The following is a 20,877-nucleotide window of genomic DNA, read 5'->3' on the forward strand; positions in this document are numbered from 1 at the left end:
TTCACGCCGGCACCCGGGCCACGATCTCGCTGACCCGGGTCGTCGTCGCCACGACCCGCCCGCCCTTGATCACCCAGCGGCGGTCCGGCCGATCCAGCAGCACGTCGGCCACCCGTTCGGTCGACAGCACGACCAGGTCGGCGTCCGCGCCCGGCCGGATCCCGTGCCGCTCGGCGATGCCGAGCACGGCGGCGGCCTGTCCCGTGGCCATGTCCAGCACCCGGGCCAGGTCGGCCGCGCCCGAGAGATGACCGGTCTGCGCCAGGAACAGTCCGAGCTCGAGCAGATCGGCGTTGCCGTAGGGCGTGAAGGCGTTGCGAATGTTGTTGGAGGAGTAGGCCGTCGTGACCCCGGCGGTCCAGAGTTCGCGCACCGGCGCGATTCCGCGCCGCACGTTGATGGTGTCGCCGCGCCCGCCCAGGTGCATATCGGTGGCGGGCAGGGTCACCACGGCGACCCCCGCGTGCGCCAGGCGGGCCATGGTGGCGCGGCGCCGGTCGGGGGAGCGGCCGGCCAGCGCGGTCATATGGCCCAGCGCCACTTTGCCGCTCAGGCCCGCGCGCACCGTCGCGTCGGCGATGTAGTCGGCCAGGGCGAATCGCGGGTCGCGGTCGTCGTCGGCGAAATCGGCGTGGATGTCGACGTCGACGCCGAACTCGGCCGCGAGGTCGAAGACGAGATCGACGTGGGCGCGGCAGTCGGCGACGGTGGCTTCGTTGTAGGAACAGCCGCCCACCACGTCCGCGCCCCGGCGCAGCGCCTCGCGCAACAGGTCCAGCGTGCCGGGCGCGCGCAGGATTCCCTCCTGGGGGAAGGCCACGATTTGCAGGTCGATCAGCCCGCGGTACTCCTCGCGCAGCCCGAGCAGGACGTCGACGCCCAGCAGTCCGACGATCGGGTCCACGTCCGGATGTACCCGCATCGCGGTGGTGCCGTTGACGATTGCCTGATCGAGCACCCGCCGGGCCCGGTCGCGGACATCGCTCGCGGTGAAGCCGCGTTTGAGCGCTCCGGTGACGGCGATCGCCGCCGCCAGGCCGGGCTCGGACGGTGCGTGCTCCAGATCCAGCAGCGCTTTGTCCAGGTGCACATGGGTTTCGATCAGCCCGGGCACGACGACCATTGCCGCGCAATCGATCTCGGTCGTGGCCCGGGTGTCGGGGACGCGGCCCACCGCGGTGATCACGCCCGCGGTGACGGCGATGTCCACGAGGTCGGAGTCGTCGGCGATACGGGCGCGGCGGAGCAGAAGGTCGGTCACGTCACTTTGTATACGAGACAAAGATTTCCGCGAAATGACGCGCGCCGCCGCCTGCGCGTTACGGATCGATCGGTTGTGCGCGCAGGCGATAGGCGGTGGTGGCGTGGGCGATGTGCTCGGCCACGACGGCCGCCGCGCGGTCGGGATCGCCGACTTCCAGTGCGTGGCAGATCTGTTCGTGCTCGTGCCAGGAATCCTCGGCCCGGCGCGGCAGCTCCACGGCGTAGACCCAGGCGATCTTCCAGCTGAGCTGGGTGATGAGCTGACCGAGCAGGGTGCTGCCCGAGGCCTCGGCCAGCACCTCGTGGAACCGGCTGTTGAGCCGGGTGAGGTCGGCCAGGCGTCCCTCGCGCACGGCGTCCTGGCCCAGCGAGGTGAGCTCCTTGAGCCGGCCCAGCTGCTCGGGGGTGCGCCGCACCGCGGCCCGGGCCGCGCACAGGGGTTCGAGCCGGGCGCGGATCTCCAGCAGATCGGCGGCCTCGGCCTCGGTGAGCTCGGCCACGAACGTCCCGGCATAGGGGCGCGACCAGGCGAATCCCTCGGCTTCGAGCAGGCGCAGCGCTTCCCGGACGGGGACCCGGGAGACGCCGTAGCGCTCGGCGAGGGTGTCCTCGGTCAGCCGCTGCCCGGGCGCGAATTCGCCGCGGATGATGTCCTCGCGGACCGCTCGGCACACTTGCTGCGGCGTCATCCGCCCGACGGTGCTGCTCACGAGACCTCGATCGCCGATGCGGCCGGGCGGGTTGCATACGATACGCGGCCCGGCGGGGTGGATTATGCCCTCGAATCTACGCCATGGCCCTCGATTCCCTGGTGTGGCCGAGGTCGCGATCGGCTCGCCGGGCCGGTCCACGCAAGTTCGTATACGATCCAGCCACTCATCTCGGAAGGATCCCATGGACCTCGCGCAGTTGACGCTGCTGCTCCTCGCCGGTGTCGGCGCCGGCCTCTGCAATGCCGTCGCGGGCGGCGGCAGTCTGCTGTCGTTTCCCGTCCTGCTCGCCCTCGGCCTCGGCCCGGTCCCCGCCACGGTGACCAATGCGGTGGCCGTGTGGCCCGGCTACCTGGGCGGCGCGGCGGCATTGCGCAAGCGCGCGGCGGAATTCCGGACGCTGCTGCCCCGGCTCGCCGGCACCGCCGTCGCGGGTGCGCTGGCCGGGCTCGTCGTGCTGCTGGCCGCACCCGCCGCGGTCTTCTCCGCCGTGGTGCCGTTCCTGGTCCTCGGCGCCACCGCGCTGTTCGCCGCGCAACCCTGGCTCTCGCGCAGACTGACCGCGCGGCAGACGGATTCGCCGCGCACGCTCTACGCCGGGGTGTTCCTCGCCGGGCTCTACGGCGCCTACTTCAACGGCGGGATGGGGATCGTCGTGCTGACGGCGCTGGCCTTCGGCCTGGACGCCTCGGCCGCGAGCCTCAATGGACTCAAAAGCGCGCTGACGCTGGTGATCGCGACGACATCGATGATCGCGGTCGCGCTGTTCGGGCCCGTGCACTGGCTGTCGGTGGCGGTGCTCGCCCCGGCCTGCCTGCTCGGTGGGGTGCTCGGGGCGAAACTCTCGGACCGGCTGCACCCCAGTGTCTTCCGCGCCGTCGTCGTGCTCTTCGGTACCGGCGCTGGCATCGCCATGCTGCTGACCTGATTTCTCGACAACCGAAAGGACCATTATGTCGGATCTGCTGTTACGGGGCGGACGCCCGTGGATTCCGGGTGCGGAACCCGCCGTCGCCGACATCGCGGTGACGGGCGGTCGAATCACCGCTGTCGGCGCCGATCTCGCGGCTCCGGCGGGCGGCGAGGTGATCGACCTGGACGGTGCGCTGGTGCTGCCCGGCTTCGTCGACGCGCACTGTCATCTGGACAAGACGCTGTGGGGCGGGCCCTGGGTTCCGCACTCCAGCGGCGGGCCCACCCTGGCCGATCGCATCGCCAACGGCGAGCGCCGGCGTGCCGAACTCGGCCTGCCCAGCGCGGATTACGCCGCGAACCTGTTGCGCATTATGGCCGCGCACGGCACCTCGTTCGTGCGCAGCCATGTCGACATCGATCCGGATGTCGGCCTGGGCGGGGTGGCGGCCGTCCGCGCGGCGGCGGAACGCAACGCCGACCTGGTGGACGTGGAACTGGTCGCTTTCCCGCAGGGCGGTTTGATCGCGCGCCCGGGCACCGCCGAGTTGCTCGCCGCCGCGCTCGCCGACGGCGTCGAGGTGGTCGGCGGGCTCGATCCGGCGGGCTACGACGGTGATCCGGTCGCGCAGCTGGATCTGCTCTTCGATCTGGCCGACCGCTACGGCGCCAAGATCGACATCCACCTGCACGACCGGGGCGCGCTCGGAGTGTGGCAATACCGCCTGATCGCCGAGCGCACCCGGGCCACCGGCCTGTCCGGCCGCGTCGTGATCAGTCACGCCTATGCGATGGGAGAGCAGGCGCCGGACGAACAGCGGCGCGTCGCCGAGGAACTCGCCGAGGCCGGCGTCGCGATGATCACCTGCGCGGTGGGTACCGCCCCGGTGGTTCCGGTGCGGGTGATGCGCGCGGCCGGTGCGCTGCTGGCGCTGGGCAACGACGGTATCCGGGATCTGTGGACGCCGTTCGGCGACGGCGACATGTTGCGGCGGGCGAGCACGGTCGCCAATCGCGATCGGCTGGTCATCGACGCCGACCTCGAACTCGCGCTGTACGCGGCGACTTACGGCGGCGCGCAGGTGCTCGGGCTCGGCGAGTACGGCCTCACGGCCGGCGCTCCGGCGGACCTCGTGGTGGTCGCGGCGCAGACCCCGGCGGCCGCGGTAGCCGGGATAGCCGAACGCCGGATGGTCGTGAAGCGCGGGCGGGTCGTCGCCCGCACGGGGCAACTCCTCGCACATTGATCGTATACGAAACAGGCTCGTAATCGTCCGGACCGCGATCGGCAACGCCGCCCTCGTACAAATAACCCATGAGTGCAACGGCTTTCACCGCCTCGCAATCCGCTGGGCAGGACTCGTATACGAACAACGACCCCGCGCTGGCCTTCGAGGGCGTGTCGCTGGTGTTCGGCAACGGCACCGCCGCGCTCGCGGACATCGACATCGCGGTCCGGCCAGGGGAATTCGTCGCCCTGGTCGGACCGTCGGGCTGCGGCAAGTCCACCCTGCTGCGGCTGGCGGCCGGGTTCGAGGAGCCGACCAGCGGCCGGGTGCGCGCCGACGCGAGCCGGCTGGGCTACGTCTTCCAGGATTCGACGCTGCTCGCCTGGCGCAGCGTGCTGCGCAATGTGGAACTACCCGCCGAACTGGCCGGGATCGATAAAGCCACCCGGCGCGCGGCGGCACTGGACGCCCTCGCGCGGGTGGGACTGACCGGATTCGAAGACCACAAGCCCGCCCAGCTTTCCGGCGGCATGCGGATGCGCGCCTCGATCGCCCGCGCCCTGACGCTGAGTCCGCGGCTGTTCCTGTTCGACGAGCCGTTCGGCGCGCTGGACGAGATCACCCGCCAGCACCTCAACGAGGAGGTCGGCGCGCTGTTCCGGCGCGATCGGTTCGCCGGGGTGTTCGTGACGCACTCGGTGGGGGAGGCGGTGTTCCTGTCGACCCGGGTGGTGGTGCTCACCGGCCGGCCCGGCCGCGTCGCCGCGGACATCGAGGTGCCCTTCGACTTTCCGCGCACCGCGGAGCTGCGCTACACACCCGAGTTCGCCGCGCTCTCGGCCGAGGTCTCGCACGCGCTGCGCGACGGTGCGCGGGTGGCGGCATGACCGCCCAGCCGGTGCCCGCCCAGCACCTCGCGACCGCGCAAGCGCGGCAGCGCAAATGGTTTCGCGGATCGCCGATCCGGATCGTGGCGCCCGTGCTGGTCTTGGTGGCGGTCCTGGCGCTGTGGACGCTGACCAGTCACCGATTGCTCGCACCACAGTCGCGGTTCCTGCTGCCCGCGCCGGAGCAGGTGATCAGCAAGGGCCTGCTGGACCCGCTGGCGCGCACGACGATCCTGACCGCGCTCTGGTCGACGATGCAGGTGGCGCTCGCGGGGTTGATCATCGCCATGCTGCTCGGCGTCGCCTGCGCGGTGGTGATGAGCCAGGCCCGCTGGGCCGAATACTCGCTGTACCCGTATGCGGTAGTGCTGCAGACGATTCCGATCCTGGCGGTGGTGCCGCTGTTCGGCTTCTGGTTCGGCTACGAGTTCTCCAGCCGGGTCGTGGTCTGCGTGATGGTCGCGCTGTTCCCGGTGATCACCAACACGCTGTTCGGGTTGAAACTGGTCGCGCCCGCCGAGCACGACCTGTTCACCCTGCACGGCGCGAGCCGCCTGCAGCGCCTGCTGAAACTCCAGCTGCCCACCGCGCTGCCGGCGATGATCTCCGGCTTCAAGATCTCCGGCGGCATGGCGATCATCGGCTCGATCGTCGCCGACTTCTTCTTCCGGCAGGGCGATCCCGGGATCGGCCGGATGATCGACGTCTACCGGCAGCAACTGGCCACCGAGGAACTGCTCACCGCGCTGCTGATGTCCTCGCTGGTCGGCCTGATCCTGTTCTGGTTCTTCGACTTTCTCGCCGGCCGGGTCGCGCGCGCCAACGGCGCCCGCTCCCGGCACTGATTTCCGCCTCGCTCGATCCAAGGAACCCCCGTGAAGAAACACCTGCTCGCCACCGCCGCCCTGTTCGGGGCCGCCGCCCTCACCGCCTGCACGGCCACCAGCACCACACCGGCGCCGACCGGTCAGGGTGCGCTGGCCGGCATCTGCCCGTCGACGATCGTCATCCAGACCGACTGGTTCGCGACCCCGGAACGGGCCGCGGCCTATCAGCTGGTCGGACCCGACGGCACCGTCGATGTGAAGAAGGGCGCCTACACCGGACCGCTCGGCGACACCGGCGTGAATGTCGAAGTCCGCCTGGGCGGCCCGTTCCTCGGCGGCCAGCCGGTGCCCGCGCAGATGTATCAGGACCAGTCGATCACCCTGGGCTTCGTGCCCACCGACGACGCCGTGCGCGCCGCCGCGAAGTTCCCGGTCACCGGCGTCTTCGCCTCGCTCGATGTCAATCCGCAGATCGTGATGTGGGATCCCGAGACCTATCAGGTGAATTCGTGGCAGGACGTGGCCGGAACCGGCGCGCCCGTGGTCTACAGCGAGGGCAAGATCTTCATGGACTACCTCGTCGCCGCCGGCTACGTGAAACGCGAGCAGGCCGACGCGTCGTTCGACGGCACCCCGAGCCGCTTCGTCGCCGAACACGGCCGGGTGATGCAGCAGGGCTACATCTCCAACGAGCCCTACCGCTGGGAACACGACGTCAAAGGCTGGCTCGCCCCGGTGCGGTCGCTGCTCGTGCACAAGTCCGGGTACGAGACCTACCCGCACGCCTGGTCGGTGCGGGCCGGGCAACTCGACAGCCTGGCGCCCTGCCTGACCAAGCTGGTGCCGATGCTGCAGCAGGCGCAGATCGACTACGTGCGCGATCCCGAACCGGTGAACCAGGCGCTGCTGCGGATCGCCCGGACCATTCCGGACGGCCCGCCGATGACCGCGGCCGGCAACACCGACTCGGTCCGGGTCCAGCTCGCCGAGCAGATCGTCGGCAACGGCCCCGACGCCACCCTGGGCAACTTCGATACCGCCCGGGTGGACCGCGTCATCGCCGCCGTCACCCCGCTGCTGCGCGGGCGCGGGGCCGAGGTGCGCGACGGGCTGACCGCCGAGTCACTGGTCACCAACAGGTTCGTCGACCCGGCGATCGGCCTGAAAACCACGCCCTGACCGGCTTTTCCGGCCGGACTACAGGTAGCCCCCGTCGGTGCTGAACTCGATCGGCCGCGCCTCGATGCGGGTGCGCTCCTCGCGGGCCTCGATCAGCTCCGCGAGGGTCATCCCCTCCGGCGGCACCGGCGGTGCGGGCCGATCGCCGAGTTCGCGCGCCAGCCAGGCGGTGGCCTCGGCCGCCGAGAGCCGGCCGACCTCCAGTTGCGCCAGGCAGCGCCCGGGGCGCACGACCGCCGGGTGCAGCCGGGACAGATTCTCGTTGGTGGTGATCGCCACCAGGACGTCGCGGCCCTGGCCCAGCATGCCGTCGGTGAGGTTCAGCAGGCGTGAGAGGCCCTGGCCGGTGGACTCTTTCGCCGAGCCGCGGATCAGCTCGTCGCAGTCCTCGAGCAGCAACAGCCGCCAGCGGCGCTTGCTCTCGTCGTAGGTGTCGACGCCGATCGCGACCTCCATCAGGTAGCCGGGATGGGCGAAGAGCAGTTCCGGATCCAGCACGCAGTCGACCTGGCACCACTCGGCCCATTCCCGGGCGAGGGCGCGCAGCGCGGAGGTCTTGCCGGTGCCCGGCGGGCCGTGCAACAGCAGTAGGCGCCCGTGCACGTCCTCGGCGCGCAGGGCCATCATCCGGCGCATCGCGGCGCCGACCTCGGTGGCGTAGTTGCCGTCGATCTCGGCCCAGGCGGGTGCGGCGATGACGCGCTCGCGGCGCTGCGGGCCGTGTGCTCCGTTGTGCCAGAAGCCCATCGAGACCTGGGCCGCGTCGGTCTCGGGTTCGACCGTGGCGTCGGCGCCGCACACGTCGAGCACGGTACGGGCCAGCTCCGGGGTCACCGCGCAGACGTCGAGCGTGGCTGTGCCGCTGGACCGGCGGATGACGCGCAGCGTCCAGCCCTCGCCGGCCGCGAGCGTGGCCCGGGTGTGCCCGTCGTCGCTGGTCCGCAGGACGCGGGCGTCCTCGGGCTGGAGCGGCGCGTCCGGCTTGACGCCCTCGAGTTCGGTCGAGAGCGCGTGCGGCTGTTCGCCGTTCAGGTACGGCGTGAGGGCGAGCGCGTCGATGATGTCGCGCGGGTTGTCCGAGTCGTCGAGGTTCATCACCCACGAGAGCGCGGGCGCGGCCGGCTCCTCGCGGCCGACGAGCCGAAGGCGTTCCGGTGGTGTGGAGGTCATTTCGACGATCATCCGGTGGACCCGGGCGGCGGTCCACCCAATTTTCGCCCGGCCCGCGTCAATCCTGGTTTGCCGGGTATCTGCTGGACATGACCAATACTTCCGATGATCGGCTCGATGACAGTGGTCCGGCCGCCGCGGCCTACGACCCTCGGACAGTTGCCGCGGTGGGGAAGCTGACCGAGGCTCTGGAGATCGCCGAGGTCGCGCGCGGCCATCTCTACAACTTCCACCGGCTGACCGGCACCGCCGACTTCGCCGTCGAGGAGGCCGCGGAGCTGATGGCCCGAGCCGGCCACTGCGAGCTGGCCGAACAGCTGAACCGCGAGTTGGTCGGGCGCAACGTGCTACCCGGGCGCTGGACCTTCCAGGTGGTCGAGGACTACGAGGACACCTACTACCGGACCTTCCGGGCGTTCGAGGAGCGCGCCCGCGAGCTCACCGACGGCCGGCGGCACCTGCACGAGGCCGAGCTCAAACGCAGCCGGCGCTCGCGTGCGGAACCGGCGCACGAGGCTGCCCCGAAAGACTGAACGACGCTGCCGCGCACGACGTTGACGATGCTGTAGCATTGTCAACGTCGGCGGTGCGTGTTACGCTCGCGATGCCGAAACAGAAGTGCCTTCCGGGAATTCATGATGCGAATATCGGAGGCTGCGCAGAATGGAATCGAAAACTGTAACGTGCCATTGATTCCATTTCGCGGGCCGCTATATTTCGTATCGACGTGCGACGCCGCGACGACATCGGCGATTACCCCGACTGCACTGAACAATGGATTCTCGGCGGGCATTTCGATACGGCACCGGGTGGCCGCGCACGCCCCGGGGCAGGCGTTCTCGAACAACGCCTGCCCCACTCCCGGTCACCCCACCCGCGCGCCCGCCCCTTTCAGGCTGGAGAACGCGCCCGGCTTGCGGCCCTCCCGCTGGATCCCGGAAACCGTTGCCTTGCAAACCTCCTCCTTGAGGAACGCGCCCACCCGCCCACCCAGGTAGAGGTTGCGGGCGGTGTCGTCCCGGTGGCTGAAGGCCACGGTGCCCGCGTGCCGTCCCAGGCTGATGGCGCCGAAGTCCACGCTGGCCGCGCTGGTCCCGGCGACCAGCTGGTGCAGGCGAATTCGCTCGACGAACTGCGGTCGCGGGTTGACGAGGGTGACCTCCACGTCCGCCCGGGCCTGCAGCCGATTGGCCGCCAGGGTCCCGGCGTAGCCGCCGCCGAGGACGACAACTCTGACACTGGTTTCTCTACTGTGCTCGGTCATGCGCATGGGACACCGCGGATGCGCCGCTTGTGACACGGAGTGAGCGGCATCACTCCGCCGTCGAGTAACCCGCGCTATTAGAACGCGTTCCATTAATATTCATTTATGGAAAGACTGTCCGGTTACGACGCCACCTTCCTTTTCTTCGAAACCCCGACGCAGCATCAGCACATCGTCGGTCTGACGATTCTCGATCCCGCCACCGAAGGTGCGGACTACACCTTCGAATCCTTCCGATCGGAGCTGCGCCGCCGCCTGCCACTTGTGCCACAGTTTCGTCAGCGGGTCTATCGGGTGCCGTTCAACCTCGGCCGCCCGGTCTGGGCCGACGACCCGGAGTTCGATCTCGGCAACCACATTCATCGCCTCCAGGCGCCGGCGCCGGGCGGCAAACGCGAACTGGCCGACCTCGTCGCCGCGGCCGCCGGTACGCCGATGCGCCGGGATCGCCCGCTGTGGGAGTGGCAGATCGTGGAGGGCCTGGACGACGGGCATATCGCCCTGATCCAGAAGTACCACCACTCGATGATGGACGGGGCCACCGGCACCGAGATCCGAGTGCACCTGTGCGACTTGGAGCCGGGCGCGCGGCCGGAGGTCCCGCCGGACACCTGGGTGCCCGCACCGGCCCCGACCGCGTGGCAGCTGCTGCTGGCAACGCTGCGCGGCCTGCCGCCGAAGCTGCGACTGTTCGCCCTGCTCGCCGCCTCCGTGCGGATCCTCACCGGCGGCCTGGTGCGGCGGCTGCGTACGCCGCGCGCGGACCGGATCTCCTTGAAAGCGCCCCGCGCGCCCTGGAATCGCGCCATCTCCGCCGTGCGCACCGTCTCCTTCGTCAAAACCGATCTCGGCGAGGTGAAGGAGATCAAGAACGCCTTCGGCGTCAAGGTCAACGACGTCGTGCTCGCCGTCGTGGGCGGCGCGCTGCGCCGCTACCTGGACAAGCACGACGCGCTCCCCGAAGCGTCCCTGGTCGCCATCGTGCCGGTCAACGGACACGAGATGAGTGAACGGAAGGAGGTGATCAACCGGCTCGGGGTCCTGCGCGCGGGCCTGGGCACCGATATCGCCGATCCGGTCCAGCGGTTGCGCCACATCGCCGGGAACACCCAGCGCGCCAAGTCGGCCTACGTCGGCGTCGACTTCCTGCTGAACTGGGCGGAGTATTTTCCCGCGAACATCCTGCGGGTGCTGACCCGGATCGTCTCCAAGCTGCGGGTGGCCGACCGCATCCGGATGTCGGGGCCGGCGAACCTGGCCGTCTCCAATGTCCCCGGCTGGTTCGCGCCGCTGTACACCTTCGGCCTGCGCATCACGGCGAGCTATCCGTTCGGGCAGGTCATGGAGGGTAACGGGCTGCTCGCGGCGGCGCTGTCCAATAACGGCGACATGGATTGGGGTTTCATCGGCTGTCAGGATTTGCTGCCCGATATCGATGATCTCGCCGAGGCTGTGCCCCTCGAGATCGCCGAACTGCTGGCCGCCGCCCGCGGGCTCGGCTGAAAAACGTGCCCGTCCCAGGGAGAACCCCCGAAACCAGGGGCAACCTATTGACTTTCGGCCCCACTCTCGCGGTCGTACAGTGCTGATATGCCCGATCAAGCGAACGACGACCCGTTGCTCTCGCTCGCCGCCCAGCTGTGTTTCGCCCTGTACTCCACCTCGCGGTCGATGACGGCGGCCTATCGGCCGCACCTGGACGCGATGACGATCACCTACCCGCAGTACCTGGCGCTGCTGGCGCTGTGGGAGCGCCCGGGCATGACGATGAAGGAGCTGGGTGCGCAGCTGCGGCTGGACTACGGCACCGTCTCGCCGCTGATCCAGCGCCTGACCGACCGCGGTCTGGTGGAGAGCGTGCGCAATCCGAAGGATCGGCGCGCGGTCCAATTGCGCGCCACGCCAGCGGGTCTGGCGTTGCAGGAGCGGGCGAAGGAAATGATCGACGTCGTGCTGGCCGATATCGCGTGGCCCGTGGAGGACCTGGTTCGGCTTCGAGACCAGGTCATCGCGCTGGGCGAGCAGCTGGACACCGTCGTCGCGCGGCGCTCGGAGCCTTAACGTGAGGTTAAGGTGGGGAGATTCACCGATTTCTGTGAGTTAGCCGACGCGTTCGGTGGTACTCCCCGGGTGTGGATACCCGGCGCCGACGTGAAGGGAGCGGTCCGCGGATGACAGCGAGGCATGTCCCTGTGCCAGAGCCGTTGCCATCCAAGGACCAATTGCTGGCTGCCCTGCGCGGCCACTATCTACTCGGCCCGCTGTGCACCCAGGCCTTCGAGCTGGCCGAACTGCACCGGCAGCGCCGCGACGATCCCGGGCGCGCCGCGGAGATCGAGGCGCGCCGCCTCGATCTGCTCTCCCAGATCGACGATTGGGCCTACTTCGAGTTGCCCACGCCACATCCCGGGGCCCGGCTCACGCCGGACCGGCTGGGTGAGGTGATCGACCGGATGGCCGATGCCTCGGAGTACGCCTTTCGCCTGCTGATGAGTATCGATCCGGGCAGCCACGAAATGCATCAGGCCTGGACCAGGCTCGCCGAACTCGAGATCGCCTATGGCGAACTGTCGGCGGGCCTGCTGTCCGGCCATCGGCGACTACCCCATGGCCGGACGCACGCGTCGAGCTCGTACAACTGAGGCCTCAGCAGGCCGTCGGTTGCGGCTCGAGGAGCGAGCGCCGGGCGTAGGCGCGCACATCGGCGTCGGTGTCCTCGGTCGCCCGGCGCAGCGCGTCCTGCACGGCGCCGCTGTCCGGCCAGGTGGCCAGCGCCAGGACCACCGCCTTGCGGACATCCAGGTGGGGATCCGCCAGTGCGGCTGCGAGCACGGGAACGGCCGCCTCCGGGTCCGCGCCCGCCAGCCCGCGGGCCGCGCCGACGCGCACCTGCCACGCCGAATCTCGCAGCGCGGCGGCCAATTCGGTGAGATCGGCGGCTTCCGAGCCGATGGCGCCGAACGCGGCCAGCGCCGCGGCGCGCACCAGCGGGTCCCGGTCGGCGCCGAGCCGGCGGACGACCTCGTGCCCGCCGCTGCCGATCGAGGAGAGGCCGTGCGCGACGACGATGCGCACCTCGCGGTTGGCGTCCTCGGCCGCGGCCGCCACGCCACGCCGGTCGTCCAGCGAGACCAGGGCGCGCACCGCCTCGATGCGCACCCGGTGATCCGGGTCCGCGAGCGCCGCGCTGAATTGCTCGGCGCTGCCCGCTTTCAGCGCGCGCAGCAGGTCGACGACGGTAGCGCGCACCAGTGGGTCGGGGGAGTCGAGATGTCCGGTCAAGCCGTCCGCCGCGGGCAGCACCTCGACGAGTTCGCGCAGGCCCTCGGTCGCGGTGCGGCGCACCGCCGGCGCGGGATCGCCCAGCGCGCGCACCAGGATCGGCGCGAATCCGTCGGGGGTGTTCTCGGTGAGCACCGAGATCGCGGCGACCCGCACCTGCGCGTCGGTATCGGCGAGGTACTCCGAAAGGTCTTGCACGGTGGGGGAATCCAGGGCGAGCAGGCTGACCAGCCGGGGTGACGGCGGAGTCGCCGGGACACGCGGGCTCTGCGGGACGTCCGCGGCCTGCGGTGCGCGCTGCCCGACCAGTTCGGGCTGCTCGACCGGGATCACCGTGCTGTCGGCGCTGGGCAGATCGTCCAGGCCGGGCACCGGCACCAGGTACGGCGCGACCGGGCGCTTGTGGAATTCCATGCCGCCGTCGGCGTTCTTGCGCAGGTTCAGGTGGTAGCGCCAGGCCTTGTCGTCACGCTCGGGCAGGTCCGCGCGGTCGTGGTAAAGGCCCCAGCGCGATTCGGTGCGGGTGAGCGAGCTGCGGGCCGCCATCTCGGCGCAGTCGCGGATGAACGAGACCTCGGCGGCGCGCATCAGCTCGTGCGGTGTGCGCGCGCCGATTCCGGCGACGTCCTCGCGCATCCGCTCGAAGGTCTCCACCGCGATCGACAGCTTGGCGGCCGTCTTCGGCGGCGCCACATAGTCGTTGACGAAGCGGCGCAGCTTGTACTCGACCTGGGGCTGCGGCGGGCCGTCCGGCTGGCGCAGCGGCCGGTAGATCAGTTCGTGCGCGGCGGCGAGCTGATCCTGCGGCAGGTCGACCGGCGCGGCGACCTCGGAAAGGGTGCCGGCCGCGTGCGCGCCGGCCAGGTCGCCGAAGACGAACGCGCCGATCATGTAGTTGTGCGGCACGCACGCCAGATCGCCGGCGGCGTACAGGCCGGGCACGGTAGTGCGGGCGTGCTCGTCGACCCAGACGCCGGAGGCGGAATGCCCACCGCACAAGCCGATTTCGGAGATGTGCATCTCGATGTCGTGGGTGCGGTAGTCGTGGCCGCGGTTGGCGTGGAAGGTGCCGCGGGTGGGTCGCTCGGTGGTGTGCAGGATGCCCTCGAGCGTGTCCAGGGTCTCCTCGGGCAGATGCGAGACCTTCAGATAGATGGGGCCGCGCGCGGATTCGATCTCGCGCTTCACCTCGGCCATCATCGCCCCGGACCAGTAGTCGGAGTCGACGAACCGCTCACCGTGCGCGTTCACCTGGTAGCCGCCGAACGGGTTGGCGACGTAGGCGCAGGCGGGCCCGTTGTAATCCTTGATGAGCGGGTTGATCTGGAAGCATTCGATGCCGGAGAGCTCCGCGCCCGCGTGATAGGCCATAGCGTAGCCGTCGCCCGCGTTGGTCGGATTCTCGTAGGTGCCATAGAGATAGCCCGAGGCCGGCAGGCCCAGACGCCCGCACGGACCGGTCGCGAGCACGACGGCCTTCGCGCCCACGGCGACGAATTCGCCGGTGCGCGTGTTCAATGCGGCCGCCCCGATGGCGCGGCCGTTCTCGGTGAGCACCCGCACCGGCATGAGGCGGTTCTCGATCTGGATCTTCTCGCGCATCTTGCGTTGCCGCAGTACGCGATAGAGCGCCTTCTTCACGTCCTTGCCCTCGGGCATGGGCAGCACGTACGAGCCGGAGCGGTGCACGCGGCGCACCGCGTACTCGCCGTACTCGTCCTTCTCGAACTTCACCCCGTAGCGCTCCAGGCGCTGCACCATCGCGAAACCGCGGGTCGCGGTCTGATAGATGGTGCGCTGGTCGACGATGCCGTCGTTGGCGCGGGTGATCTCGGCGACGTAGTCCTCGGGTTCGGCCTTGCCCGGGATGACGGCGTTGTTGACGCCGTCCATGCCCATGGCGAGCGCGCCGGAGTGCCGCACGTGCGCCTTCTCCAGCAGCAGCACGTTCGCACCGGCCTCGGCCGCGGTCAGCGCGGCCATGGTGCCCGCCGTGCCGCCGCCGATCACCAGGACGTCGCAGTCCAGGCGCGTCATCTCGGCCAGATCAGGAATTTCCATCGGTGACAACACCATTCGGTCAGAGGGCGGCGAGCTCGGCCTGGCCGAGCGCGGCGATGATCTCGGCGCGCGCGGCGGCGCGGTCGACGCCCGGGGTACGGGGACGGGGCACCTCGAGCAGGGCGCGCAGCGGTTGACCGGCGCGGCCGAGCACGGCCACCCGATCGCCGAGCAGCAGCGCCTCGTCCACGTCGTGGGTGACGAACAGGACGGTGCTCGGGTGCGTCTGCCAGGTCTGGACGAGCAGGCGCTGCATGGTGGCGCGGGTCTGGGTGTCCAGCGCGCCGAACGGCTCGTCCATCATGACCGCGCGCGGCGCGCCGGCCAGGCCGCGCGCCAGTTGCACGCGCTGGCGCATGCCGCCGGACAGGCTCTTGGGCAGGAAGTCGGCGAAGCCGGTGAGACCGACCTCCTCGATCCATTTCTCGGCCCGTTCGCGGCGGCCCGCCCGCGGTTCGCCGCGCAGCTTCAGCGCCAGTTCGATATTGGAGCGCACGGTGCGCCAGGGCAGCAGGGCGTTGTCCTGAAAGACCACCGCCCGGTCGCGGTCGGTGCCGGTGACGGCCACGTCGTCGGCGAGCACCCGCCCGGCGTCCGGGGGCAGCAGCCCGGCCAGGGCGCGCAGCACCGTTGACTTGCCGCAGCCCGAGGGCCCGGTCAGGATGAGGATCTCGCCCGGCCGCACGTCCAGGGTCAGGTCGGTGATGACCGGTGCGCCGCCGTAGGACAGGTGGATCCGGTCCAGGCGCAGATGTGTTCCGGCGCCGGTCATTTCGCGACCTCCTGCACTCGGGGCAGCCAGCGGGTGGCGCGGCGGCCGATCAGTTCCACGGCCGCGGAGGTGGTGTAGCCCAGCACGCCGATGGTGATGATGCCGACGAACACGCCGGGGTAGTCGACGATGGTGTAGGCCTGCCAGGTCCGGTAGCCGACGCCGAGCCGGCCCGAGATCATCTCGGCCGACACCACGCAGATCCAGGCCACGCCGATGCCGACGGACAAGCCGCCGAACACGCCGGGCAGGCTGCCGGGCAGGACGACCCGCCACAGCACGTCCCAGCGGCTGCCGCCGAGCGTGCGCACCGAGTCCTCCCACAGTGTCGGCAGGGCGCGCACCGCGTGCCGGGTGGACACCATGACCGGAAAGTAGGCGGCGATGAAGGTGATGAAGACGATGCCGGCCTCGTCGCTGGGGAACAGCAGGATCGCGACCGGCACGATGGCGATGGCCGGGATCGGGCGGGCCAGCTCGGTGAGCGGGCCGATGGTGTCGGCGAACCAGCGCGAACGGCCCAGTGCCACACCGGTGCTCACGCCCAGCACCGCGGCCAGGCCGAAGCCGGTCAGGATGCGGATCAGCGACTGGCCGAGGTCGAGGTAGAAGTTCTGGGTGCCGAGCTGGGTCTGGAAGGCGCGCACGATCTCGGTGACCGTCGGCAGGGTGTCGAAGCGCACCCAGAGCCGCAGATCGTTGGCGGTGACCACCTGCCACACCGCGATCGCGGCGAATACCGAAGCGAGGCGCACGATCCGGGACCGCCACACCGCCCCGCCCGAGCGCGGCCGGGATTCGGCCGCGACGGGCTCGGCGACCGGAGCCGCCTCGACATCCAGCAGAGCCGCGGTACTCATACCCGCACCTCGGTGACGGCCTGCTCGAAGCTCACCGTCACCCCGCCCGGGTGCGCGGCCAGGTAGCGCCCCGCCGCGGCGGCCGTGGTAAAGGGCAGGTAGGTCTCGCCGTCGCGCACCCAGATCGCCTTGTCCGCGAACCAGCGGGTGCCGAGTTCGGCGTCGGGCACATAGGCGACGCGCACCGACTTGCCTTGCGCCCGGCCCTGTTTGATCGCGCGAAGCAGGCCGGTCGGATCGGCGGCCGGTTGCGTGGAGTCCTGCCCGGCGAACCAGATCTCACCGGCGAGCGCCGGGTTGTCGGTGCCCTTGATCAGCGACGGGTTGACCGCGTTCGCCAGCGCGGCCTCGTAGTCCTGGGCGCGGTCGGCGAACGCTTTGCGCAGCGCGGCGTCGTCGACGAACTCGTCGATATCCAGTTCGGCGAAGTCGCCGATCGACTTCAGATAGGTGACATCACTCTTCAGCGTCTCCACCAGGCGCGATTTGATCGTGGTGTCGAAGGAGGTACCGCCGGGGCCGTTGTAGAGGTACACGACCTCGGTTGGGAGGCCAGAGTTTTCGGCCACGACCTGGGCTGCCTCGAGAGGCTTGTCGTTGAGGAACTGGGTGGCGTCCAGTTGCGCCTGCAAGAAGGCATCGAGAACCTCGGGGTGCTTGGCGGAGTAATCACGGCGCGCCACCACGGCATGAAAGGTAGGCACGTTGAGTTCGGCGCCATCGTAGAGCAGCTTGGCCTTGTTCTGGAAAACGAGCAGGCCAGGCCAGGCCACGAACTGCGAAAGACCTTGCACCTGACCCGATTCCAGAGCCGACGCGCCGATCTGCGGCTGCTGGTTGAGCACCTCGACGCCGGACTTCGGGTCGATGCCGGCGCGGGTCAGCGCCTGCACCAGCGTGCCGTGCCCGGCCGAGCCGACGCTGGCCGAGACCTTCTGCCCGGACAGGTCGGTCAACGTGCGCGCCGGCGAATTAGGCGCCACTACAACCATGTTCAGCGCACCCCTGGGGTTGTAGCCGGTGACCGACACGAGGGCGGTCTTGGAGCGCTCGTTGGCCTGGGTGCGCGAGCCGTTGATCAGCACCGGGTAGTCGCCCATGGACCCGATGTCGATCTTCTCCGCCACCATCTGCGCGGTGATCGGGGCGCCGGTGTCGTAGTCCTGCCACTCCACCTGGTACTTCGCACCGGAGATCCGGCTCAGCCGCTCCTCCAGGAAACCCTTGGCGCGCAACAGCGTTCCGGCGGTGACGGTGTTGATGGTCTTGGACTGGTAGCCGATGACGACCTTGATGGTGTCACCGGCCGCGGCCTGCTCCAGGGAGCAGCCGGTGAGCGCGAGCGCGGCGGCGAGCAGGACGGGGGCGAAACGTGTTCTCTTCATTGGTCTTTCCGGTTTTCAGCGCAGCAGATAGGGCATGTTGACGGTGACGGCGCCGGTGGGGCAGCGGGCCGCGCACGGGCCGCAGTACCAGCACTCGTCCACGTGCATGAAGGCCTTGCCGTTCTCGGGGTTGATGGCCAGGGAATCGAGCGGGCAGATCTCGACGCAGAGCGTGCAGCCCTGGATACACAGGGATTCGTCGATCGTGACCGGGATGTCGGTGCGCTGGTCGGCGAGTGCCATCAGATGACCTTCCATTCGGGGGTGGCGCGGGTCAGATTGCCGCGCATGGTGATTCGGTCGCCGCGCATCCGGATGAACTCCAGGTCCACCGGGGTGCCGTCGTCGAGGCGGGTCAGCCGCTCCAGCATCAGCAGTGGTGCGGCGGCGGGGACGTCCAGGGTGGCGGCGGTGTGCGGGTCGGCGGCGACGGCTTCCAGGGACAGATCGGCCGAGCCCAGGCGCTGTCCGGTGATCTGCTCGAGCAGGACGAAGATGTCGGTGGTCTCCAGGTCGTGCTCGAGCACCTGGGCGCCGATCTCGGGCGTCAGATAGGTCAGATCCAGGCTCAGCGGCAGGTCGGCCAGGTAGCGCAGGCGCTCCAGGTAGACCACGCGGGCGCCGGGATCCAGGCCGAGGCGGCGCGCGACCGCCGGCGGCGCGCCGATCCGCATCGCGGCCCGCACCTCGTTGCGTACGGTGCCGTGCCCCTGGAAGGTCTCCTGCAGGCCGAGCAGGGCGTCGAGCCCGTGATCGTATTTCCGGGCGGCGACCCGGGTGCCGACCTTGGGGAGCCGGTCGATCAGGCCCTCGTCCTTGAGCAGGGTCAGCGCCTCGCGCACGGTGTTGCGCGAGGCGTCGTGCTCGGCCGCCAGTGCCTGTTCGGTGGGTAGTACGTCGTCGAAGGCGCCCGCCTGGATCTGGTGGCGCACCAGATCCGCCACCCGGCGCGCTTGATCGGCCCGGAGCCGCCGTACCGGCGCGGGTGCCTTCTCATCGTCGTGTGCGTCCCTGACCTGCATGAACAGTGACGATAGTGGCGTCGGCCGGGCCCGCTCGCCGTCCTGAACGCCCAGCTCATCCCACCAATTTCATTGCGCCGGTCGGGTCTCGGCACGACCTGGGGAAACGCCGGTGCCCCGGTGCTTTACGCCACCGGGGCGGCGGCGGTGGAAGTTCGGATCACACGGATTCCAATGCGCTAGAACCAGGTGTCGCGCATCTCCAGGGTGGTGCGGTCGCCCGCGGCGAGCAGATCCAGCTGCGGGCCGGTCTTGGGCAGTTCGTAGGCGAAGAAGTACCGGGTGGCGGCGCGCTTGCCCGCGTAGAAGTCGCCGTCCTGCCCCGCGGCCGCCAGCAGCTGCTCCAGCCAGATCCAGGCGATGACGTGGTGGCCGAAGGCCTCCAGGTACCCGCTGGCCTGCGCGAGGGCGACGGCCGGATCGGCGAACGCGGCGGCGGTCACCGACAGCAGGCGCTGCCACGACGTGTCCAGTTGCGCGCCGAATTCCGCGGCTTCGCCGCCGGCGTCCGCGGCGCGGCGCACGGTCTCGGCGATGCGCTCGGTCAGCAGCCGCAGGCTCGCGCCTTCGTGCTGGATCACCTTGCGGCCCAGCAGATCCAGGCCCTGGATGCCGTGCGTGCCCTCGTGGATCGGGTTCAGGCGGTTGTCGCGGTAGTGCTGTTCGACGTCGTATTCGCGGGTGTAGCCGTAGCCGCCGTGCACCTGGATGGCCAGGTTGTTGGCCTCCAGGCACCACTGCGAGGGCCAGCTCTTCGCCACGCCGGTGAGGATCTCGAGCAGCAGGGTGTGCTCGCGCCGGCGCTCGGGGTCGGTGGCGGTGCGCGCCAGGTCGACCAGGCGGTTGCAGTACAGCAGCAGCGCCAGCGCGCCTTCGGCGTAGGCCTTCTGCGCCAGCAGCATGCGCTTGACGTCGGGATGCTCGATGATCGGGAGCTGCGGCGCCGTCGGGTCTTTCGCGGTGACGACCCGGCCCTGATGGCGCTGGCGGGCGTAGTCGAGCGACTTCAGGTAGCCGGTGTAGCCGAGCGCGGTTGCGCCCAAGCCGACGCCGAGGCGGGCCTCGTTCATCATGTGGAACATGTAGGACAGGCCGCGGTGCGGTTCGCCCACCAGGTAGCCGACCGCGCCGGGCGCGTCCGCCGGGGTGTGCTTGCCCTCGCCGAAATTCAGCACCGTGTTGGTGGTGCCGCGGTAGCCCATCTTGTGGTTCAGCCCGGCCAGCACCACGTCGTTGCGGGGGCCCAGCGACCCGTCCGCCTCGACCAGGTACTTCGGCACGACGAACAGCGAGATGCCCTTGGTGCCCGCCGGTCCGCCCGGGATCTTGGCCAGCACCAGGTGCACGATGTTCTCGGTGAGCTCGTGGTCGCCGCCGGAGATCCACATCTTCGACCCGAACAGGCGGTAGGTGCCGTCGGGCTGCGGCTCGGCCCGGGTGACGATGTCGGCCAGCGAGGACCCGGCCTGCGGCTCGGACAGGCACATGGTGCCGGTGCTGCGGCCCTCGACCATGGGCTGCACGAACCGCTCGATCTGCTCGGGCGTGCCGTGCGCGGCGAGCAGGTTCGCGTTGCCGACGGTCAGGAACAGATAGCCGGTGGTGCCCACGTTCGCGGCCTGGAAGTAGCCGAAGCCGGCGGCCTCTACGGTCGCGGGCAGTTGCAGGCCGCCGATCTCGGCGTCCATGGCCGCGCCGATCAGATTCGCCTTGGTGAACGCCTCGACCGCGGCCTTGACCTCGGGGATCAGGGTGACCCGCTCCCCGTCGAAGCTGGGCTCGTTGGCGTCGCCGAGCTTGTTGTGCGGGGCGAAATACTGGGTTGCCAGATCCTCGCAGAGGTCGAGGAAGCCGTCGAAGGTCTCTCGCGAATGCTCCTCGAACCGGGGGAGCTCGGTCAGCTCCTGGACGCGCAGCCATTCGTAGAGCAGGAACTCCAGGTCCCTGCGGGAGAGCAACATCGAGCGCACGGGCAATCCTCTCGCACAGTATCCAGCCCCGGTGGGCTAATTTGATACGTTACTACGCCCGTGTCGCCAATGGGGATGGGGTTC

The 20,877-nt window shown here is 69.9% G+C and carries 19 protein-coding genes and 1 pseudogene; 9 read left to right on the top strand and 11 right to left on the bottom strand.

Features of this window, described 5'->3' with window-relative positions:
• Position 1 precedes the first annotated feature (1 nt).
• Complete coding sequence (locus tag AB0H76_RS14375; RefSeq protein ID WP_357322645.1) at positions 2-1,261, bottom strand: amidohydrolase family protein; 1,260 nt, start codon at positions 1,259-1,261, stop codon at positions 2-4.
• 58 nt (positions 1,262-1,319) lie between these two features.
• A complete protein-coding gene (locus AB0H76_RS14380; protein ID WP_357322648.1) occupies positions 1,320-1,952 on the bottom strand; it encodes a GntR family transcriptional regulator in 633 nt (210 codons plus the stop codon).
• Between the two features lie 205 nt (positions 1,953-2,157).
• Here AB0H76_RS14380 and AB0H76_RS14385 point away from each other — a divergent pair, with 205 nt between their 5' ends.
• The 5 genes from AB0H76_RS14385 (at position 2,158) to AB0H76_RS14405 (ending at position 7,007) form a co-directional block, all read left to right on the top strand.
• The gene (locus AB0H76_RS14385; RefSeq protein ID WP_357322650.1) at positions 2,158-2,901 is read left to right on the top strand and encodes a sulfite exporter TauE/SafE family protein; all 744 of its coding nucleotides are present in this window, start codon (positions 2,158-2,160) and stop codon (positions 2,899-2,901) included.
• Between the two features lie 25 nt (positions 2,902-2,926).
• Positions 2,927-4,132: an amidohydrolase gene (locus tag AB0H76_RS14390; protein ID WP_357322653.1), complete on the top strand. Its 1,206-nt coding sequence runs from the start codon at positions 2,927-2,929 to the stop codon at positions 4,130-4,132.
• A 68-nt stretch (positions 4,133-4,200) separates the two neighbouring features.
• Positions 4,201-5,001, top strand: a complete 801-nt coding sequence (locus AB0H76_RS14395) for an ABC transporter ATP-binding protein (protein ID WP_357322656.1) — start codon at positions 4,201-4,203, stop codon at positions 4,999-5,001.
• Positions 4,998-5,846, top strand: coding sequence for an ABC transporter permease subunit (locus AB0H76_RS14400; protein ID WP_357322659.1), 849 nt, complete (start codon positions 4,998-5,000; stop codon positions 5,844-5,846). The genes AB0H76_RS14395 and AB0H76_RS14400 overlap by 4 nt, the downstream gene beginning before the upstream one ends.
• Positions 5,847-5,876: 30 nt before the next feature.
• Positions 5,877-7,007, top strand: coding sequence for an ABC transporter substrate-binding protein (locus AB0H76_RS14405; RefSeq protein ID WP_357322662.1), 1,131 nt, complete (start codon positions 5,877-5,879; stop codon positions 7,005-7,007).
• A gap of 18 nt (positions 7,008-7,025) precedes the next feature.
• Here AB0H76_RS14405 and AB0H76_RS14410 read toward each other — a convergent pair whose 3' ends face one another.
• On the bottom strand, positions 7,026-8,177 hold the full coding sequence (locus tag AB0H76_RS14410) for a DUF5925 domain-containing protein (protein ID WP_357322665.1): 1,152 nt from the start codon (positions 8,175-8,177) through the stop codon (positions 7,026-7,028).
• 89 nt (positions 8,178-8,266) lie between these two features.
• Here AB0H76_RS14410 and AB0H76_RS14415 point away from each other — a divergent pair, with 89 nt between their 5' ends.
• Positions 8,267-8,710: a hypothetical protein gene (locus tag AB0H76_RS14415; RefSeq protein WP_357322668.1), complete on the top strand. Its 444-nt coding sequence runs from the start codon at positions 8,267-8,269 to the stop codon at positions 8,708-8,710.
• Between the two features lie 527 nt (positions 8,711-9,237).
• On the opposite strand, the pseudogene AB0H76_RS14420 reads toward AB0H76_RS14415, so the two are convergent.
• A pseudogene (locus AB0H76_RS14420) lies at positions 9,238-9,441 on the bottom strand (FAD-dependent oxidoreductase); the annotation flags it as partial.
• Positions 9,442-9,546: 105 nt separating this feature from the next.
• On the opposite strand from AB0H76_RS14420, the gene AB0H76_RS14425 reads away from it, so the two are divergent.
• From AB0H76_RS14425 to AB0H76_RS14435, 3 genes are all read left to right on the top strand, one after another.
• Positions 9,547-10,944: a wax ester/triacylglycerol synthase family O-acyltransferase gene (locus tag AB0H76_RS14425; RefSeq protein ID WP_357322671.1), complete on the top strand. Its 1,398-nt coding sequence runs from the start codon at positions 9,547-9,549 to the stop codon at positions 10,942-10,944.
• An 87-nt stretch (positions 10,945-11,031) separates the two neighbouring features.
• On the top strand, positions 11,032-11,502 hold the full coding sequence (locus tag AB0H76_RS14430) for a MarR family transcriptional regulator (protein WP_357322675.1): 471 nt from the start codon (positions 11,032-11,034) through the stop codon (positions 11,500-11,502).
• A gap of 131 nt (positions 11,503-11,633) precedes the next feature.
• Positions 11,634-12,083, top strand: coding sequence for a hypothetical protein (locus tag AB0H76_RS14435; RefSeq protein ID WP_357322678.1), 450 nt, complete (start codon positions 11,634-11,636; stop codon positions 12,081-12,083).
• A 4-nt stretch (positions 12,084-12,087) separates the two neighbouring features.
• Here AB0H76_RS14435 and AB0H76_RS14440 read toward each other — a convergent pair whose 3' ends face one another.
• The 7 genes from AB0H76_RS14440 to AB0H76_RS14470 all read right to left on the bottom strand — a co-directional run bounded on the left by AB0H76_RS14440 (position 12,088) and on the right by AB0H76_RS14470 (position 20,793).
• Positions 12,088-14,784 (bottom strand): fumarate reductase/succinate dehydrogenase flavoprotein subunit, encoded by a 2,697-nt coding sequence (locus AB0H76_RS14440; protein ID WP_357322680.1) that lies wholly within the window; start codon positions 14,782-14,784, stop codon positions 12,088-12,090.
• 19 nt (positions 14,785-14,803) lie between these two features.
• Positions 14,804-15,556: an ABC transporter ATP-binding protein gene (locus AB0H76_RS14445; protein WP_357322683.1), complete on the bottom strand. Its 753-nt coding sequence runs from the start codon at positions 15,554-15,556 to the stop codon at positions 14,804-14,806.
• Positions 15,553-16,416 carry an ABC transporter permease gene (locus tag AB0H76_RS14450; RefSeq protein WP_357322686.1) on the bottom strand — a complete coding sequence of 288 codons (864 nt, stop codon included), beginning with the start codon at positions 16,414-16,416 and terminating at the stop codon, positions 15,553-15,555. The genes AB0H76_RS14445 and AB0H76_RS14450 overlap by 4 nt, the downstream gene beginning before the upstream one ends.
• Positions 16,413-17,801 (bottom strand): ABC transporter substrate-binding protein, encoded by a 1,389-nt coding sequence (locus tag AB0H76_RS14455; protein WP_357322688.1) that lies wholly within the window; start codon positions 17,799-17,801, stop codon positions 16,413-16,415. Before AB0H76_RS14455 ends, AB0H76_RS14450 begins: the two co-directional genes overlap by 4 nt.
• Positions 17,802-17,816: 15 nt before the next feature.
• Complete coding sequence (locus tag AB0H76_RS14460) at positions 17,817-18,044, bottom strand: ferredoxin family protein (protein WP_357322691.1); 228 nt, start codon at positions 18,042-18,044, stop codon at positions 17,817-17,819.
• Positions 18,044-18,823 (bottom strand): GntR family transcriptional regulator, encoded by a 780-nt coding sequence (locus tag AB0H76_RS14465; RefSeq protein WP_357322693.1) that lies wholly within the window; start codon positions 18,821-18,823, stop codon positions 18,044-18,046. The genes AB0H76_RS14460 and AB0H76_RS14465 overlap by 1 nt, the downstream gene beginning before the upstream one ends.
• A 179-nt stretch (positions 18,824-19,002) precedes the next feature.
• Positions 19,003-20,793 (bottom strand): acyl-CoA dehydrogenase, encoded by a 1,791-nt coding sequence (locus tag AB0H76_RS14470; protein WP_357322696.1) that lies wholly within the window; start codon positions 20,791-20,793, stop codon positions 19,003-19,005.
• Positions 20,794-20,877: the final 84 nt, after the last annotated feature.

It is taken from the genome of Nocardia sp. NPDC050712, from assembly GCF_040654295.1.
In the GTDB taxonomy this organism is placed as follows: domain Bacteria; phylum Actinomycetota; class Actinomycetes; order Mycobacteriales; family Mycobacteriaceae; genus Nocardia.